The sequence below is a fragment of the Legionella jordanis genome, from assembly GCF_900637635.1.
GTDB classification, from domain to species: domain Bacteria; phylum Pseudomonadota; class Gammaproteobacteria; order Legionellales; family Legionellaceae; genus Tatlockia; species Tatlockia jordanis.
Window position 1 is genome coordinate 1,781,861 of record NZ_LR134383.1, and the last position, 18,353, is coordinate 1,800,213.

Below are 18,353 nucleotides of genomic sequence, written 5' to 3' on the forward strand. Positions count from 1 at the left end.
TGATGATTCAATTTATGGATAATACTCATTTTAAACCATCAGACATAACATGGACTTCACTGCAGCAGTTTCTTTTATTTCTAGTTTATCTCAAATAAGCCAACCCTCTACAATCCTTATAGTGGTTGCTACGCTGGCTTTCTTTGCCGTCTCCACTATAGATCTTTTTCGCAGGAGTTTCGGCACAAGTGCACAAAACAATTTAACCTCTGATGAGGTTAAATTCTCGCCTGAACATTTACAGATACACACATGTGGACTTATTACGAAGCGTTTAAGTGCTGCACAAATGGAGGAGGCAAAAACCTTAATTTACACTGCTGAACTGCCAGGCTCCTCACATAATCAAAAATTACTTGCAAAATTAAAAGTCTCGATGGAGCAGTATGAAAATTTAGATGAACGCCTCAAGAAAATAGAAGAACTTGATGGCAAAAACACTTTGGTGGATGGGGATGAATTACTGCCTAGTACGGATATAGCCCATCCTGTCTTGCTATTTAAAGCCTATTATAAAAATGAAGAATTAAGAGCAGTTCCTGCTTCCACAAAAATTTCTGACGCAGAAAATTTAAAGCTTCTTCTTGAAAGGCACCCCATACATACAATAACCCGGGAAAGTTACGATAACCCCCTGGAGTACAAAAACAAACCCACTTTTTTTCTTTACCACAATTATACGGGTTACTCGTTTGAATTAGAGACACAGGCTAAGCGCATCAAAAAGAAAATTGAACAATTAGGCAAAATGGATGCTGAATCAGAATCTCAAGCAAAAGAATCCTCCACAACCAGTCGATTGGCAATTTAATGAAGATGACCGCCTCTAATGCCTGAGGAGCTCTAATAATCCAAAATAACCGCGCCATATCTAAATTACCACCACTCTGTTTTGAATTGCTCCAATTCAAATAGCTCAATAGCCATACTCTTGGCTCCAAGATCACAGATTGGATAGAAGGAAACGACTTGCGACGGAAATTTTTGAAAACCCTAGTCAATGAAGCGACAAGGAAACCCTAATAAACTCTCACGCCAACGGATGTACTTAGCAATTTTAGCCTTTGAAGAAAATCTGGGAATTGTTCAATTGGCCATTAATTTTTCGATTTTCAAGCATCTATCGAATATAAAAGTTAAACCATCAAAGTTTGTATAACTTTTTGTTTTTTAGATATTATTCCCAAAGAACCAGCAGCAATTCATTGGTTAATTTTTAATCAATAGTCTATACTTAAGTCGGTCAAACTTAAGTTAAGGACAGGGATATGAATAATTGTTCTATAAAAAAGCTTAGGTTGCTTCCTACTTGTGTTGCTTCTTTTATCTTGGTATTAGCCATGTCATTTTCAGCTAGTACTCAGGCAGCAGCCCCAACCTCAACTACAGCAAATCCAACACAATTGGCCTACTATTATGTAGTTGGTTCCCCTGGTTATTATGGCTATGGACATAGGCCATACTATTATGGGTATAGGCCATATTACTATGGAACTTACTGGAGTGGCTGGCGACCTTACTATTGGCGCGCGGGCAGCCGATGTCAAAAAAGCTGCTTGATAAATCGTCACAACGGAAGAGTTATCCGTTGCAGAACCCGCTGCTTCTAATCTTTGAACAGTCCCAGTCTTTATAAGCTGGGGCTGTTATTCAGTTCAAACACTTTTTCCCAGTATTTTTTTTCATTGCATTTACGGCGCCAAAATGAAGGAAGTAAATCTTGATATAATGTTGAAGGTTTATTTTTTTCCTCAGGCTTTATTTTATTATCCTGGCCTGCAGGACAATTTTTCCCCCTTTTGTTTTGCTTCTGGAAGGCTAGATGCATTTCCTGGAATTTCTTTTCCAAATAACCAGGCAACCTAGTCTTAACTTTCTGCTCTTTAGCAATTTCTCTAAGAAAAGATTGTTTTTTCCTTAAAGCCTCATAAGCGGGTTCATCAGGCTGAACGCTGTCTTCAATATCTTCCAAAACATCATTTAACACAGTAAGGTCTTTGGCGCGTAAAAATACGGGAGTAAACCTGCGCTCTCCACTTGAGCAGTTTATCTCACGTCTTAATTCTGCGAAATTGCCAAAGGGCGAGATGCTATTGCATTGCTTTTTAAATAACTTCAAACAAGGGTCGGGAAGTTCATTGCTGAATTTGAGATCACCCTCTAAGGTCCAAAGGGCATTGATTACCAAAAAATAACCTTCATAGCACTCGCGCTGTTTTAACAAATTGGCAACAACAATCCATCTACGAAAGGCATTAACCTGTGAGTCTCTGTTTTTATGTTGCCCCACATCCTGTTTAATGAAATTTTCCAACACGTGATGCACTTCAAAAAAATGTAACAATGCCTTACTCGCCTTTTTAGATTGTGCGAATCCAGAGGGGTTTGCAAAATCACTTAATGACAGATTTGCATAAGCTTCTCTTAACTTGGAATCGATTATTCTCGTATGGTCATGAGCAAAATGGCCTTCAATGTAGGCATACAGTTGCCGACCATTACTGCTCATTTTGATGTCTTTTTGAGTTTTTTTATCGCCAATTATTTTATCCCACTCTTTTGTGGCCGATGTTTTTAGTAAGTAGTTATTACTTACAATCCAGTCTTGTAAAAATTTAGATTTAGACACGTTGAGCAATCCTTGTTTGAACGTAAACTCTTATTGAAAGGAACTTTGCCAATATAGTCAAGAGTTGGACTAAATTAGCAGCTCAAAATTAAGTCCTTGTATTTAAGCAAAATAATCAACGATTCCTTTTGCACGAAAGGCAACAACTTCTGTGTCTTTATTGTCTTCGCCAAGCGTCGATTCATATGAAAATTCCTGACGCTCTTGAGAATAGAACTGCCCATTCTTATCGTTTGACTCTACATTAACTTGGCTAAGATTAATACCCTGCTCAGTCATCATTTCTTTTAACCGCGGTAATCCCTGCTCAATTAGATCTCGGATCATGCCATTATGGGCATTTATATTAAGGGACGTTCCTTCTTTAATTATTTTAATGCTTACCTCAACTGGGCCAAGTTCCTCAGGATTGATCCTGATGATGGCGGAATTTAATTTTTGCTGACCTATCCAGACAATATGATCGTTGAAATGTTCTGACCACTCTTTCGAACCAACTGGACTCTCAATGCTCATCAACCTGGCCTGGTTAGTTTCATGACCAGCCGGGGCACTACCGCTGGTTTTAAATTGTTCGATGGCAATCCCTGTGGTAATCAGCTTACTTGCAAGCTCTTCATTAGCTTCTTGTTGTTTTGGGGCTACGAAATCCAGTTCTTGAGTGAATTCTTGTGAATCCTGTTTTGTGATTAAAGAAAAAGTAAATAAATCGTCTTCGGTTACAGATGAGTCCAGAGGTGCAATCTTCAAATCAGGGATAGGAAGTTCTTCGCTTACGTTGACAACAGGTGATGTGTTTAACAACAATTCACCCGATTGCTCTTCCTGAACAAGCATCGGGTCGGCGGAATGGTCTAATTGTGGAATATTAATCCTGGATTCAGAAAACACATCGATGAGATCAGATTCATCCCCTGAAGGCTCTGAATAATGAATCACATCACCTAAAGAAGGTAGGATTGGGAGGCTTTCTTGCTCATTAATTTGAAAATCTGAAGGGATTGGCTTATTTTCCTCGGGCAATTCCAACTGCTCAGCATCCAAAAATTTTTTTAATTCCAGCTCATTGTGCGCAAAACAAAGCAGAGGATCTAAAACCATGGGGAACTCATCCAACTCGTTTGCGTCTGTCTCTTCCAAGGTTAGTTTATTTTCAACAGGAAGGAGAACAACCTTATTTTCTTCACGCACTTCTGGTTCATCAGTGAACTCTAAATATAATGCATTTGATGCCGGCTTTTCCGCCTTAGGTTGATTTGAATCCAGAGTTAAATATTCAGCGATAAAAGTCATGAAGGATTGCTCAGGACTGTCTTTCAATTCAGAGGCGCACGTATTTTCTTTTAAATCTTGAGGAACAGCCATAACCTGAGGCAATTTAATCATGAACCCACTCCAATTGTTATAGTCTCCCCTAGCAAGAAATATGCCCACACTTTATTTTACTCCATAAGCACAATCAGATTAACGAATTCGTTAAAATTTATTACTCCCTCGCAAAAGCACTAGCGCACTCCTCAGCCCATGATAGTCTCCTAAAAAAGCAACAGAAAACAGGGACGGCTATGTTTACCTTTTTTGAAAAACCAAAAATTCAATTGAATGAATCTGAAATTGGTCAAGTCATGGCAAATGTACGACATCATTTTGCCGCTCATCCCGAGTTAACGAAACTCATTGAATCAAGACAGGATGCTTTTCAACACCAGCTTAACTTAACCACCAATCCTTCGGAAAGGAAAAAACTTCTACTTAGTTATGCCCTATTTGCAGAGACTCTTTTGCAATGCACTAAAGCCACTGCTGAAGAGATTTCCGATTTAGCACAGGATTATTACAGCTCTTCCTATTATCGCCACATTGGGGGTGACCAAGGTTGTTATTCCATGACCTATTATGACGAAGTCAACAACCATATTTTTAATGCAAGCCTTGCATTGATGGTTTTCAGCATCCTCCTCTTCCCTTTAAGCATGATCGGGAGTCTATCTTTATTAGCCATTGCAGTGACGGTTATACTTCCAAGTGCTTACTATGATTTTGTAGAAACATGGCCTAACCAGCTAAAAATCCAAAAAGAGGAAGAAACTTTATTTACTCAAATTGCCCACTCTTTGGTCGGCTCAAATATTCCTTTACTAACAGAAAGCCAAATCCTTTTGCAGCCATGACGCCTCCCCTTATGTCTACTGCAAAAAAATTACAGCAGCATGGTTTGCAAATCATGAAAACTTGACACATTTCAGCTATGATACCGTTTTAAAAAATTTTGGAGTCGGTATATGAAAGTGGGTCAAGACAGTCTCTCAACTGAATCTCAGTTGTCGGTCGATGGGCAATCTTATAATTACTTCAGCCTTAAAGAAGCAGAGAATAAACATTTCCCAGGAATCAACCGTTTACCATACTCCTTGAAGGTCCTATTTGAAAACTTATTGCGATTTGAAGACGGCACCACGGTAACAACCCAGGATATTCAAGCACTGGCTGACTGGTTAAAGACCAAAACATCACAGCACGAAATCGCTTATCGTCCGGCTCGAGTATTGATGCAGGATTTTACTGGCGTACCAGCTGTCGTTGATTTGGCTGCTATGCGTGACGCCCTTGCTAAATTAGGAGGCAACCCCGAAAAAATCTCCCCCTTATCTCCGGTTGATTTGGTTATAGATCATTCTGTTATGGTTGATAAATTCGGCAGCCCAGATTCTCTTGAAATCAATACAGCAATAGAAATTCAAAGAAACAAGGAGCGTTATGAATTTTTGCGATGGGGTCAAAAAGCATTTGCCAATTTTGACGTAGTCCCTCCCGGAACAGGAATTTGCCACCAAGTCAATTTAGAGTACTTAGGAAGAACAGTATGGACTAGCGAAGATAATGGGGTCCTCTATGCTTATCCGGATACTTTAGTGGGTACAGACTCTCATACCACCATGATCAATGGCCTGGGTGTTTTAGGTTGGGGCGTTGGAGGAATTGAAGCAGAAGCTGCAATGTTAGGCCAACCCGTATCCATGCTGATTCCAGAAGTGATTGGCTTTAAATTTACCGGTAAATTAAGAGAAGGCATAACCGCAACGGATTTAGTCTTGACCGTAACGCAAATGCTTCGCCAGAAGGGAGTTGTGGGTAAATTTGTTGAATTTTATGGCCCTGGCTTGAATGATTTGCCTTTAGCTGATCGAGCCACTATTTCAAATATGGCTCCTGAATATGGTGCTACTTGTGGCTTCTTCCCAGTAGATAAAGAAACTATTCGCTACTTAGAGCTGACTGGGCGTGATCCCCATCTTATTGCTTTGGTAGAAAATTATTGCAAGGCTCAAGGATTATGGTATCACCACGACAGTGAAGATCCAGTCTTTACTGACACTTTAACATTGGATTTAGGTACAGTTGAACCTTCATTAGCAGGCCCTAAGCGTCCCCAGGATAAAGTGACACTGGAGTCTCTACCCACTGAGTTTGATACATTCCTGGGAGAATTAGGCAAGACCATTGAGAAAGAAAGGAAATTTCCAGTTAGAGGCCAGGATTATGGCATGCAACATGGCGATGTGGTCATTGCGGCGATAACCAGTTGTACCAATACCTCCAACCCCAGCGTATTAATGGCTGCAGGTTTAGTCGCTAAAAAAGCGGTTGAGAAAGGCTTACAACGAAAGCCATGGGTCAAATCCTCTTTAGCCCCTGGCTCAAAAGTGGTTACTGACTATCTAAAGCATGCTGGTCTACAGGAGTTCCTGGATCGTTTGGGTTTTAACCTGGTTGGATATGGCTGCACAACCTGCATCGGCAACTCTGGCCCCTTACCTGACGTCATATCCGAATGCGTTAATGACAATGATTTGGTTGTGTGCTCCGTGTTATCTGGCAATCGTAATTTCGAGGGCCGGGTGCATCCTCAAGTAAGGGCCAACTGGCTTGCCTCTCCTCCTCTGGTTGTGGCTTTTGCTTTAGCGGGTACAACTTGCATCAATTTGGCCACTGATCCGATTGGACAAGACGAATACGGCAACAAAATTTATCTTAAAGACATTTGGCCAAGTAATGAAGAAATTGCGGCAAAAGTCGCAGAAGTCAAAGGCAGCATGTTCCGTAAAGAGTACGCTGACGTATTTAAGGGTGACGCTCACTGGCAAGCCATTCAGACCGCCAGCAGCTCCACCTATAATTGGAATGCTAATTCAACCTATATTCAGCATCCGCCCTTCTTTGAAAACCTGTCAGCAAAACCTGAGGCGATTGAGCCTGTGAATAGAGCATACATCCTGGCTCTACTTGGCGATTCAATCACCACAGACCATATTTCCCCAGCAGGCTCAATTAAAGCCAACTCCCCAGCAGGATTGTACTTAAAATCCAAAGGTGTTCAGGAGGCTGATTTCAATTCCTATGGTTCAAGGCGTGGGAATCACGAAGTGATGATGCGAGGGACTTTCGCTAACATTCGAATCCGCAATGAAATGACACCTGGAATTGAAGGAGGTGTTACTCGCCACATTCCTTCTAATGAAGTCATGTCGATTTACGACGCTTCCATGCTTTATCAGAAAGAAGGCCAGGAACTCGTTGTAATTGCAGGGAAAGAATACGGTACTGGTTCTTCTCGAGATTGGGCTGCGAAGGGGACCAATCTATTGGGCGTTAAGGCGGTTATTGCTGAAAGCTTTGAGAGAATTCATCGATCCAACTTAATTGGTATGGGTGTGCTGCCCTTGCAATTCGCTGAAGGGGTCTCGCGTCTGACTTTAGGGTTGGACGGTACGGAGCGTATCAGCATCCAAGTGGATGATTCATTAAAGCCTGGAGCCAAAATTCCCATGCTCATTGAGCGTTGGGATGGTACTCTCGAAAAAATAGAAGTCATTTGCAGGATTGATACCAATAATGAACTTGAATACTACCGCCACGGAGGTATTTTGCATTATGTATTACGCAATCTAATGTAATACCCAAGTAAGAGGCATTCTGATACATCAGGATGCCTCCAATAAAGAACAGATTGATTTTGTAGAGTTAAGCTGCTATTTTCCGCTTGCCTAAATTATTGATCATCACGTCTGCTTTTCCTGATTCCCATAAGGATTTTCGCATGCATTCTTCTAAGAAAGTATTATCTATTTTTTCTTTGGTTATGATAAACGTCATTGCCGTTGACAGCTTGCGAACCTTGCCTATGAGCGCCAAATTAGGCTATTCGCTGCTCACTTATTATTTAATTGCCGCCTTTACTTTCTTTATACCCGTGGCATTAGTCGCTGCTGAATTGGCAACCGCCTACCCGAATCGTGGAGGATTATACATCTGGGTTCGAGAAGCTTTTGGGCGTCGCGCTGGTTTCATCACCATTTGGCTACAGTGGATTTATAATGTGGTGTGGTACCCCACCATTTTAGCCTTTATTGCCGCTACCATTTCTTATCTTTTTGCACCAGAATTGGCGAATAACAAGTTTTATTTACTAGCGACGGCTCTCGGCCTCTTCTGGGTTTTTACCATTCTAAATTGTTTTGGAATGCGGATTTCGAGCATCGTCAGCATCGTAGGAGCCACCATTGGAACGATTCTGCCCATGGTTGGCATTAGCGTACTAGGCGCTATCTGGTTGTTCCAGGGCCGGCCAATTGCCGCTGATTCAGCCTCAACATGGCTGCCGGATCTGAGTTCCATCGGGAACCTGTCTTTATTTTCTGCCATATTGTTTGGTTTAATCGGAATGGAAATGTCAGCTGTTCATGCTGACGAGGTCAAAAACCCACAACGAGATTATCCAAAGGCCATTTTGTATTCGGCTTTAATTATTTTTGCCACCCTTGTTTTTGGTTCACTTGCCATCGTCATTGTGGTACCCAATCAGCAATTGAGTGTGGTATCTGGTCTGATCGATGCCTATGCGGTTTTTTTCCAGGCTTACCATTATGATTGGATGACCGGATTAATTGCTCTTTTAATCATTTTAGGCGGTTTAAGCGGAGTTTCAGCCTGGATCATAGGGCCAACTAAGGGTTTAATGGTTTCGGCGCAGGATGGTTCCTTGCCAGAAGTATTCGCCAAGGTAAACCGCTATGGGGCTCCCGTAGCCATTTTAATTGCTCAAGGCATAATCTTTACCTTGCTAAGCTCAGTATTTATCCTGTTTGATTCAATCAATGCAGCTTATTGGCTGCTAAGCGATTTAAGCGCACAGATGGCTTTGTTGGTTTATGTATTCATGTTTGCCGCGGCCATTAAACTTCGTATTAGCAAACCTCATCATACCGGTTCTTATACAGTTCCAGGTGGAAATGCTGTGATGTTTTTGGTGGCAGGAATTGGAATTCTATGTTGTCTACTAGCCATGCTCATCGGCTTTGTACCCCCAACACAAATTCCCATTGATAATCTATTCTTTTTTGAAACCTTTCTCATTGGCGGGCTATTCCTATTTGTGGTTTTACCCTGGTGGTTTGCCAAAAAGCATGAAGAGGAATTCGATAAAACCCACCCTGACCATTACGTTGATTAAGACAGCGATGCAGCGGAAAGTAGTTGAGCTTTGATGGCTCATCTACTTTTAAGATCTAACAAGAATAAACCACGAATAAATCAGGTCCTTAAATAAGGACCTGAATTCCTTAATAACCCTCAGGTATAGACATTAAGCTCGCATTACCGCCTGCTGCTGTTGTGTCCACAGTATAGGTACGCTCATGGCACAAGCGCAGCAAATAGTGTGGCCCTCCTGCTTTTGGACCTGTGCCAGATAGCCCTTCGCCTCCGAAGGGTTGCAAACCGACGACCGCACCAATCATATTGCGATTTACATAGCAGTTGCCAGCGTGTGCCCGCTTACGAATATACTCCACAGTCTCATTAATGCGGCTGTGTATACCTAACGTTAAACCATAGCCAGTACTATTGATTTGTTTAATCACATCATCCAAATCTTTACGCTTGTATTTGATCACATGCAATACAGGACCAAAAACTTCTTTTTTAAGCGCTGACATGTTGTTGATGGCTATAGCTGTTGGCGGCATAAAATAACCGTTGTTGCATTCTTCGCTTAATTTACACTGATAAATGATCTCATGTTCCTGCTGCATGGTTTGTACATGCGCCCTTAATCCAGATAGAGCCTCAGCATCAATAACAGGACCTACATCTGTTGACAACCATTGAGGATCGCCAATTTTTAATTCGGCCATGGCCCCTTTTATCAACTCAAGCATTCTTGGATAAACTTCTTCTTGCACAAAAAGGACGCGCAATGCAGAGCAACGTTGACCCGCACTACCGAAAGCAGAAGTCATAGCATCGACAGTAACTTGTTCTAACAAAGCCGATGAATCCACAATCATTGCATTCTGGCCGCCAGTTTCAGCGATAAGAGGTATAATTTCCCCACCTCGAGTGGCCAGGGTTTGATTTATAAGGGCAGCAGTCTGAGTAGATCCTGTAAAGATCACTCCTTTCACTCGTTGGTCTGCAACCAAAGCAGCCCCTACCGTTTCACCAGTCCCCGGCAATAATTGGACGACCTGTGTTGGAATCCCTGCTTTATGCATTAACTGTACAGCAAAAGTTGCTACTATGGAGGTTTGTTCAGCCGGTTTGGCAACAACACAATTACCAGTTACCAAAGCCGCAATGACTTGCCCTGTAAATATCGCTAAAGGGAAATTCCAGGGACTGATGCAAGCAATTACACCACGAGGATGTAAACTTAATTCATTTAATTCCCCAGTATAGCCATGCAACCGCTTGGGCTTTGCCATTTGATTTTCCGCCAACATGCAATAATAACGGCAAAAATCAATTGCTTCGCGAATTTCAGCCACTCCATCTGTCCAGGTTTTTCCAGCTTCAAAACAGGTCAAGGCTAATAGCTCTGCCCTATTTTCCTCTAAAAGCTCAGCAAAGCGTTCAATTAAAGCAGTACGTTCGGAAACGACAGTTTGGGACCATCGGCTAAAGCCAAGTTGGGCTTGATTAAGAGCCCAATCAACGTCCTCAAGGGTCGCCTGGCTTACCCGACCGATTGGATGGGCAAAATTTTGCGGAGAAGTAACACTTCGATCCACTTCCCCTCCTTCTCGGCCTGCCAATAGAGGTTTGGCCTGCCAGCGGGAAAGATCCATAGCCATATATTGTTGTTGCAGATCAGCCACCTCTTCCCGATTAGTGAAATCAAAGCCCCTTGAATTTTTCCTTTCAGGTAAAAAAATCGAAGCAGGTAAAGGTATATTTTGGTTGATCTTGGATAATAGATGATTTGCTTTAGAGACTGGATCCTCAACTAAGGAGCTGATAGGGGCTTTCTCATCCACAATGCGATTTACAAACGATGAATTCGCACCATTTTCCAAAAGTCTTCGCACCAAATAAGGTAATAAATCTTCATGGCTTCCAACAGGAGCGTAAATGCGGCAGGGAATACCAAGGCGGTTTGCTGGAACAATTTGCTCGTAAAGCTCATTCCCCATGCCATGCAAACATTGAAATTCAAAATCCCGATAATTACCGACCAGATTCAAAATCATAGCGACTGAATAGGCATTGTGAGTAGCAAACTGTGGATAGATTGCATCCGTCATGGTCAGCAATTTCTTGGCACAGGCTTGAAACGAAACGTCGGTAAAGGCTTTGCGTGTAAATACAGGGTACTCAGACAAACCTTGCATTTGGGTTTTTTTAATTTCACTATCCCAGTATGCCCCTTTAATAAGCCGGACCATTATCCGCCGCTGTTTGCTTCTTGCCAAATCGGCAATCCAGTCTAATAAATAAAAACCTCTTTTTTGGTAGGATTGAACAGCCATTCCAAAGCCATGCCAGCCATGCAGGCTGTCATCACGAAACACCCGCTCAATGACGTCTAAGGAAAGTTCCAGCCGCTCGGACTCTTCAGCATCAATGGTCATGGCAATATCGTATTTTTTTGCCAGTTGAGCCAATTGTAATAATTTAGGGGATAATTCCTCCAGCACCCGCGCCCGATGCGCTTCTTGATAACGGGGATGAAGAGCTGATAATTTGATGGAAATGCCTGGACGCTGATAAACATTAGACTTTGGATCTACACTCCTACCAATGGCTTCAATGGCTTTTTGATAAGCAACAAAATAGCGTTCAGCATCCACCGCAGTAAGAGCTGCCTCGCCCAACATGTCGTAGGAGTAGCGGTAACCTTTCGCCTCTTTTTTCTTGGCTCGCGATAATGCTTCCTGGATAGTCCGGCCAGTAACGAATTGTTTGCTCATGATTCGCATTGCCTTATCCACAGCCTTGCGCACAACGGATTCACCACTGCGGTTTATTAATTTAAACAGAGCCTTACTTAAGACACCATCTGCTCGTTCTGGAGTTAGAACTTTACCGGTTAGCATCAACGCCCAGGTGGTGGCATTTACAAAAAATGAATCGCTTTGTCCACGATGAGCTTGCCAATCGGCACTGGTTAATTTGTCCTTGATTAAACTATCTATCGTTTCATTGTCAGGTACTCTAAGCAATGCTTCAGCCAAACACATCAGCGCAATGCCCTCATCACTTGACAACGAATATTCAGTCAAAAATGAATCAATTCCCGTGCTTTTTTTTCTGCCAGCCCGAACCTGCTCCACCAGAGAGGTGGCTTGATCACGAATTGCAGCAAGTTGTCTATTATCCAACGCTGCCTTGTCCAAAAGCTCCGATATGATCGTTAATTCGTCCATTCTGTAAGCCTGATTAATGCGTGCGCGCTGATCTTGCGGAGGTTGTATGGAATACCGCTCAAGCATGTTGTTCTCCAATTTGAAACAGGTCAAAAATATTCAGCGATGATAATGCAGAATGCCAGGAATTAAAACGTGCAATGCGCAAATTTTACACCTCTAAAAGACTTGTAAGTGTTAAAAACTCGTTCAAAAAACAACCCTCTTACAGGTAAAAATAGATCTAATTATGGTTAACTTGATTAGTTTTTGCACTACAAAACCCTTAAATCGCACTTCTTGTTGTTGATTTTTTATACTATATGAGCGAATACAATTCAATACCTAAGACCGCCATTCCAGTTAAGCCAATGAATTGATTAATATTTTTTCTTAATGGTCGACAAAACGCCCTCTAATTTTACTTTTGTCTCAGTTGTCAATATAATCACCAGCTTTCAGAAACCTTAATTTCTGCGATTTTACAAGAGAAAGGAGTGTTATGAATACAATTATAAGCATACTTTCAGCGGCTTTTTTATCGACTAGCGCTCATCATGCGCCAGCTCCTGCTAATACGACCTCAGCCAAAACTGGGTTTGATGTGAATCAGGAAGTTCAGCACCTTAGCCAAAAGGCGCCCCAGCTTAATAAAAAAGTTTTGAAGTTAGCGTTAACAGCTTATAAGAAAGCAGCAGACAAAGGTGCCGTCAAGAAACCCGTACTAACGGTAATTGATTATTCTTTACCCTCTAACAAACAGCGTATGTGGGTTTTTGATGTGAGCAAAGAACGTCTTCTTTACAATACCTATGTAGCTCATGGCCGAAATTCAGGCGGTGATGTCCCCCGTCATTTTTCAAACAAGCCATCAAGTAAAGCAACAAGCCTTGGTACCTATATAACGCGAGATACCTATATGGGGTCAAAAGGATATTCCTTGAACTTACAAGGTTTGGAGCGCGGTTTTAACGATAACGCTTATAATCGCCGTGTGGTCATTCATGGTGCATGGTATGTAGAGCCTGATTTCATCAGAAAGGCAGGACGAGCCGGCCGCAGCTGGGGTTGCCCATCCATTGCCAAAACACTCGCGAAACCAGTAATTAACACCATCAAAAATGGCTCGGTCGTTTTTGCGTATTATCCCGATAGCTACTACCTGTCGCATTCAGGCTACGCCACTGTATAAAAAGAAAGCCAGGGCAAGCCCTGGCTTCGCAGTCACCAATCGAGATATCCTATCTCGATTTCATCCCTGACTTTCACATCCTTATGATTGCAATTCCCTTTGTAAGACCTCAAATCCGTTGAAGTCATACTTAGAATGTAGCAATTTGCATTTAGCTCTGCAACACTGTGCAATTTGCATACGAGGTGAAATTAATTTTCTACTTTTGCGTCATTTTAATAAATATGTAAAAAGATCAATTACTTAGTAAAATGATTGCAAATAAGTGCAGTTATTGCATGCAAATTTCTCGCAAGAGATTGAGAAATTTCTTGGGCATGCTTGAGCAAATTCCTTAGAATTCAAAACACTCTATTCTGGAGTAATTAATCAGTAGCTCTAACGGAAAACCCGAACCCTATAATGCTAATCCGCAAAATTGACTAAATTTTATATTAAATGATAAAAACCAGCTTGCTAATCACAATAATTGTGGTAGTTTATTTGAGTTTTAACTTGGGCTTAGAGAACAAGATGAATCAACAGAATGAAACAGCCAAAAAAGACAAACAGCAAATCATTGATTGGCTTATCGAGCACTTCCCCAATGCCTTTTTTAAAAAAGGTGGTCAGGTTAAACCGCTGCAAATTGGCATTTTTGATGAAATAATTGATTTTTATGAACGGTTAGATAGCCCCCCTTTTAGTAAAAAAGCTTTACGTGAGGCCCTCAGTTACTACAGCTCTTCACCGGCCTACTTAAGTTGCCAAAAGCCAAATGCTGCGCGTGTGGATCTCTTTGGTAATGAAGTGGATGTCGTCACGGAAGATCAAGCGAAGTATGCCTATCAACGTTTTCAGCAAAGATACGGTGAGAAAAAAGCTCAAAACTAAAGTAGAATGACAGCTGCTATTATTTTTTTATTTTTAAAGTCTCAATACTGCAGTACACATTCGTGCACCAGGTTTGTGCAAGTTACAACGGTTGGGGCTATGGCAACTATTAACTTTAATCTTCAATTGAACCGCTTTGACTACCTGCTTTAACCATCACCCTCAAACGGACTGCCTTAACTTCATAACCACAATATTGAATAGGCCAGATGTCAGTTAACACATTTGGTCAAAAGGTGAAACAACTGTTCAACACCGAAGTTGCATGCATTAGATTTAAATGCTGTTGACATCATCGGGTTTGCGGCAGCAAAGTAAATAGTTAACATCAACAGAGACCCGCAAGTCAGCGCTTCGGCTAAAGGGATTATAACTCATTCCTGAAACCTTAAGCATTTCCAATCCAGCTGCACGAGCCATTTGGGCCAACTCGCTAGGCTTCACAAACTTTTCAAAATCATGTGTCTGTCTGGGTAAAATGCCCAACAAGTATTCTGCCGCCAAAATGACAGAAGTGTAAGCTTTGAACGTGCGGTTAATCGTTGAAAGAAACAGATATCCTCCAGGTCTTAATAGCCTTGCGCAATGATTGATGATTACCTCAGGCTGCGGTACATGCTCAAGCATCTCCATACAAGTAATGACATCAAACTGAGCTTCATCGTAATCTTCAATAGCTGAACAAACGTAGTTGATTGTTAGATGTTTGCTTAAAGCATGTTCTCTGGCTGCTGACAAAGCCTCTTCGGATAAATCAAGCCCGGTAACTGTTGCATCCTGGCTGGCCATGGCCTCAGTCAAAATGCCTCCCCCACAGCCAACATCCAGCACCTGTTTGTTTGCCAAGGGGCAGGTTTTTAAAATAAATGCAATTCTGGCTGGGTTAATGTCATGCAATGTTTTTAATGGGCCGTCTTTATCCCACCACACTTGAGCATACTGGGAAAATTTAGCGATTTCTTCGGAATCAACGTTTAATTTATGGTTCATGACGATTTAGCAAATCCAAGGGTTTAAAGAAGGCCAATACTTGTGGATTATGAATAAAACTTAAATTGTAAGGATGTTCGGCAATTAAGCAAGTAAAACCATTGGCCTGAGGTATGTCTTTGGCGATGCGACCAAAAAGAAGTAATTGCAAAGAGGGTTTGCACACAATCAATTGATCAAACAAGCTATTCATAAAAGGCTTCCAGTGCCGCGCATGAAAATTTACCTTTCCCTTGCTGAACACAAGAGACGCATTCAGCAATAAAAATCCCTTTTTCATTAAAGATTGAAAGAATTCTTCGCTGGTTTGACAAAAAGTTGATTTATCAAGTTTAGCAATAGCGGCTTGTGACAAATCCCCTTGTAAATCACCGCGAGCAACCAATAAAGTTTTTATCCAGTTTCTTAATGAAGTAGCTCGATTCACTTCTTTGCTTAGGCCTGTTTCGCACCACAAGGAATTGACTGCTTTATCCCAAAAAGCATAACCATTTGCAGAGTGGGAACGTGGGTAAGGCGACTCGCCAATTAAAATGTATTTGGTTTCACTTAAAGGCAAACTAAATGCTGCAAACAGTTTATCAATTCCCGGCAGCCAACTTTTATCTTGCTCCAGTAACAAAAGATAGTCATTATCCACATTTTTTAAGGCATTGGTTAATATCGCATGCCACTCAGGATGTGCGTTTTGAACAAGAGAATGCACCAAATTCATTATCCACTTAAACCTATGTTTTACTAAGAACAATTTGTATGTCCATTTGGCTTATATCATAATTCGTTAAGGATAGAGTACTACAATTTTAGATATCCAATACAAGAGAGAAGTATAGATGGCTAGCAGCACTGCAGAAATAATAAAAATGACAAGTGATAGAGTTCACAATAAAAACTGTTATTCATATCTTAAGCAACTTGCATTAACTCCTTATGTGATGGACACCTTCTCAAAAGAGTTGAAAACCGCGCTCAGCGCAGTGATGAGCCAAAGTCAATACGATGAAAATTATCCCTATGCCGATTTGTATACCGCCTTCTTTAGCGAAGTAGAAAGTAAAATTGATAAAATTTATGACCAACGCCGAAGGAATCTTGAACGAAACAAAGAATTAGTGATTTCTAACCAGCCACTTTCCGACAAAAACGATTTTGTCCGATTATATACTAGGAGTTTGGGCGATGTGGCTGACATTGAGCAGCAAATTCAGGAACTGGATGACTTTATATTTTCCATTTATGACAATGACAATAACATTTTACCGCAAACCTTTGCAGCGATAAAATCGATTCCTCTACGCCATGCCCCTGTTGATACCGAAATTGAATCGTCCATCACTAAATCTCTGCAAGATGAAGGCGAAAACGTAAACAAACATGCTCAATCGCCTGCGCAGGCAGGTTCCTTATTTGGACGATTATCAGCCACTTTATCGGATGATTTCAAACCTCAACACACGACCAGTTTGGCAACTGTGCGTAAATATGAGTATCAGGACAATAGCCGCCGTGAATACCGTTTTGGCACTCAAGGCCAGCGTCATCATGGAGAAGAGCGTGTCAGCCCTCTATTTGAGAGATGGCTTGATGTCGCCTCACGTAGAGAAAACACGGATCGAATTGTTCACATCTATTTTAATAATTTAGGTTACGACAGAAGTGGCATCGAAGGTTCGAAGGAGCGTGCACTGTCCCTTAAACTGCACGAACTTGAGAAAACGAGAGATTTTCTAAACCCCGATCCGCCAAAAATAGCAGTGATTACCCTTCCTGCAGATCAGGGGTATATGAAAAGCCGGGAATATTCAAAAACTCGCGACAGTCACAAATGCAAAGAAGTATTCGAAGAATTTTTCAATATTGCCAATCAGAACTCGAAAGCCGTCTCTGAAGTGAAGGATTTCTACATCAGCTCAAACATCAGGGCCCGTCTTTTTAAAGATAAAGATTTATACAGTGCTGATGTGGAAAGGGAAACACTTCAGAAATTATTGACCAAAAGTTTTCAGGACTTAGGATTTGATCCTGAAAAAGACAGGATGAGTAGCGCGCAAAGGCAAGCCGTCTGGTTTCATTTTATTAAATTTGCACTAACCAATTTCATCATTGAAGAACTAAACCCTAGAAGTTACAACTTTTCATGTAAGGATGCGATTGACCGAGGTGGTGTTTCTTCGGCTTATTATAATTTAATGAAATCTTTTACCACTGCCAATCCTATGACTCGCGAAGAATTCGAATGTGCATTACATGCTGCCCCCGCGATGGTTAAAGCACGCGGCATGAATCACCATCTAAGACTCATTTGGAACGCTGTTGATAGTTATGTAAACAATAATTATGAAGCGCTTCGCGACAATCCACAAAAAGCCTGGTTGATTGCCTGGCGAGACTTAAATTGCCCACACTCTCGAGTAAAGGAATTGCTGGACTTAAGAATTAAACAAAGCCTAGAAGAATTGGAAAAGGCCAATAAAGCGAATCCTAAAGATCCTAAAATCGTTAAAAGTTTGAAGATTTTGCAGGAAATAGAGACCCACAAAAATCTTGGGGTCAGCGGCAAACGGCTTTTACTTGAGGCAACTGTACGCACTCGCGATCTCGCTTTGACAGAAAAACCCAGTCATGAGCAAATAGAAGCTTATGAGAAATTGGCAAACCGCATCAATATTCGTTCTCCAAATTTACATATTGTAGCCGGCTTAATGAAAATGCTGGTTGGCATTGTGGCTTATGGTCTGTCTTTTGGCCATGCACAATCCATGTTGCATTCAGGTATTGCGACATTTAAAACCGGAGTACATGGAAGAGAGGGAATTGTCCAAGACATCAAAGCACAATTGGTGCAGTTAAAACAAGCCAATAATCCTCAAGAGAATCTTAATGATGAAGAAGGGGAACGCGACGACGAAGGTATCCGGGTAAACTGACCGAAAGCAGCAGTTTTGCTGTTGCTTAGCTGTTGCTTAGCTTTTGATTTTCCGTTAAT

The 18,353-nt window shown here is 41.5% G+C and carries 12 protein-coding genes; 7 read left to right on the top strand and 5 right to left on the bottom strand.

Annotation, left to right across the window (positions count from 1 at the left end; translation table 11 throughout):
* The first annotated feature begins 49 nt into the window (after positions 1 to 49).
* Positions 50 to 811, top strand: a complete 762-nt coding sequence (locus EL203_RS07920) for a hypothetical protein (RefSeq protein WP_058470833.1) — start codon at positions 50 to 52, stop codon at positions 809 to 811.
* 819 nt (positions 812 to 1,630) lie between these two features.
* Here EL203_RS07920 and EL203_RS07930 read toward each other — a convergent pair.
* Together EL203_RS07930 and EL203_RS07935 are read right to left on the bottom strand one after the other, a co-directional pair.
* Positions 1,631 to 2,629, bottom strand: a complete 999-nt coding sequence (locus EL203_RS07930; RefSeq protein WP_058470832.1) for a RasGEF domain-containing protein — start codon at positions 2,627 to 2,629, stop codon at positions 1,631 to 1,633.
* Positions 2,630 to 2,731: 102 nt separating this feature from the next.
* Entirely contained in the window at positions 2,732 to 4,015 is a 1,284-nt protein-coding gene (locus EL203_RS07935) for a flagellar hook-length control protein FliK (RefSeq protein ID WP_058470831.1), read from the bottom strand.
* A gap of 179 nt (positions 4,016 to 4,194) precedes the next feature.
* Here EL203_RS07935 and EL203_RS07940 point away from each other — a divergent pair, with 179 nt between their 5' ends.
* The 3 genes from EL203_RS07940 (at position 4,195) to EL203_RS07950 (ending at position 9,140) form a co-directional block, all read left to right on the top strand.
* Entirely contained in the window at positions 4,195 to 4,800 is a 606-nt protein-coding gene (locus EL203_RS07940) for a lpg1689 family Dot/Icm T4SS effector (protein ID WP_058470830.1), read from the top strand.
* A 111-nt stretch (positions 4,801 to 4,911) separates the two neighbouring features.
* Positions 4,912 to 7,584 carry an aconitate hydratase AcnA gene (gene acnA, locus EL203_RS07945; RefSeq protein ID WP_058470829.1) on the top strand — a complete coding sequence of 891 codons (2,673 nt, stop codon included), beginning with the start codon at positions 4,912 to 4,914 and terminating at the stop codon, positions 7,582 to 7,584.
* Positions 7,585 to 7,727: 143 nt separating this feature from the next.
* The gene (locus EL203_RS07950; protein ID WP_058470828.1) at positions 7,728 to 9,140 is read left to right on the top strand and encodes an APC family permease; all 1,413 of its coding nucleotides are present in this window, start codon (positions 7,728 to 7,730) and stop codon (positions 9,138 to 9,140) included.
* A gap of 109 nt (positions 9,141 to 9,249) precedes the next feature.
* Here the strand turns inward: EL203_RS07950 and putA are convergent, their stop codons facing one another.
* Complete coding sequence (gene putA, locus EL203_RS07955; protein WP_058470827.1) at positions 9,250 to 12,399, bottom strand: bifunctional proline dehydrogenase/L-glutamate gamma-semialdehyde dehydrogenase PutA; 3,150 nt, start codon at positions 12,397 to 12,399, stop codon at positions 9,250 to 9,252.
* A 415-nt stretch (positions 12,400 to 12,814) separates the two neighbouring features.
* Between putA and EL203_RS07960 the strand changes: the two genes are divergently transcribed.
* Entirely contained in the window at positions 12,815 to 13,504 is a 690-nt protein-coding gene (locus tag EL203_RS07960) for a murein L,D-transpeptidase catalytic domain family protein (RefSeq protein WP_058470826.1), read from the top strand.
* A 513-nt stretch (positions 13,505 to 14,017) separates the two neighbouring features.
* Complete coding sequence (locus tag EL203_RS07965) at positions 14,018 to 14,377, top strand: ProQ/FINO family protein (RefSeq protein WP_058472187.1); 360 nt, start codon at positions 14,018 to 14,020, stop codon at positions 14,375 to 14,377.
* Between the two features lie 276 nt (positions 14,378 to 14,653).
* Here the strand turns inward: EL203_RS07965 and ubiG are convergent, their stop codons facing one another.
* Together ubiG and EL203_RS07975 are read right to left on the bottom strand one after the other, a co-directional pair.
* Positions 14,654 to 15,367 (bottom strand): bifunctional 2-polyprenyl-6-hydroxyphenol methylase/3-demethylubiquinol 3-O-methyltransferase UbiG, encoded by a 714-nt coding sequence (gene ubiG / locus EL203_RS07970; protein WP_058470825.1) that lies wholly within the window; start codon positions 15,365 to 15,367, stop codon positions 14,654 to 14,656.
* Complete coding sequence (locus EL203_RS07975) at positions 15,357 to 16,076, bottom strand: uracil-DNA glycosylase family protein (protein WP_183145712.1); 720 nt, start codon at positions 16,074 to 16,076, stop codon at positions 15,357 to 15,359. Before EL203_RS07975 ends, ubiG begins: the two co-directional genes overlap by 11 nt.
* A gap of 124 nt (positions 16,077 to 16,200) precedes the next feature.
* Here EL203_RS07975 and EL203_RS07980 point away from each other — a divergent pair, with 124 nt between their 5' ends.
* Positions 16,201 to 18,294 carry a hypothetical protein gene (locus tag EL203_RS07980; RefSeq protein WP_058470823.1) on the top strand — a complete coding sequence of 698 codons (2,094 nt, stop codon included), beginning with the start codon at positions 16,201 to 16,203 and terminating at the stop codon, positions 18,292 to 18,294.
* Positions 18,295 to 18,353 lie beyond the last annotated feature (59 nt).

Excerpts from the sequence above, each read along its gene's own strand:
- acnA (WP_058470829.1), top strand. The coding sequence starts at position 4,912 with ATGAAAGTGGGTCAAGACAGTCTCTCAACTGAATCTCAGTTGTCGGTC.
- EL203_RS07960 (WP_058470826.1), top strand. The coding sequence starts at position 12,815 with ATGAATACAATTATAAGCATACTTTCAGCGGCTTTTTTATCGACTAGC.
- EL203_RS07950 (WP_058470828.1), top strand. The coding sequence starts at position 7,728 with ATGCATTCTTCTAAGAAAGTATTATCTATTTTTTCTTTGGTTATGATA.
- EL203_RS07920 (WP_058470833.1), top strand. The coding sequence starts at position 50 with ATGGACTTCACTGCAGCAGTTTCTTTTATTTCTAGTTTATCTCAAATA.
- EL203_RS07980 (WP_058470823.1), top strand. The coding sequence starts at position 16,201 with ATGGCTAGCAGCACTGCAGAAATAATAAAAATGACAAGTGATAGAGTT.
- putA (WP_058470827.1), bottom strand. The coding sequence starts at position 12,399 with ATGCTTGAGCGGTATTCCATACAACCTCCGCAAGATCAGCGCGCACGC.
- EL203_RS07940 (WP_058470830.1), top strand. The coding sequence starts at position 4,195 with ATGTTTACCTTTTTTGAAAAACCAAAAATTCAATTGAATGAATCTGAA.
- EL203_RS07965 (WP_058472187.1), top strand. The coding sequence starts at position 14,018 with ATGAATCAACAGAATGAAACAGCCAAAAAAGACAAACAGCAAATCATT.
- EL203_RS07935 (WP_058470831.1), bottom strand. The coding sequence starts at position 4,015 with ATGATTAAATTGCCTCAGGTTATGGCTGTTCCTCAAGATTTAAAAGAA.
- ubiG (WP_058470825.1), bottom strand. The coding sequence starts at position 15,367 with ATGAACCATAAATTAAACGTTGATTCCGAAGAAATCGCTAAATTTTCC.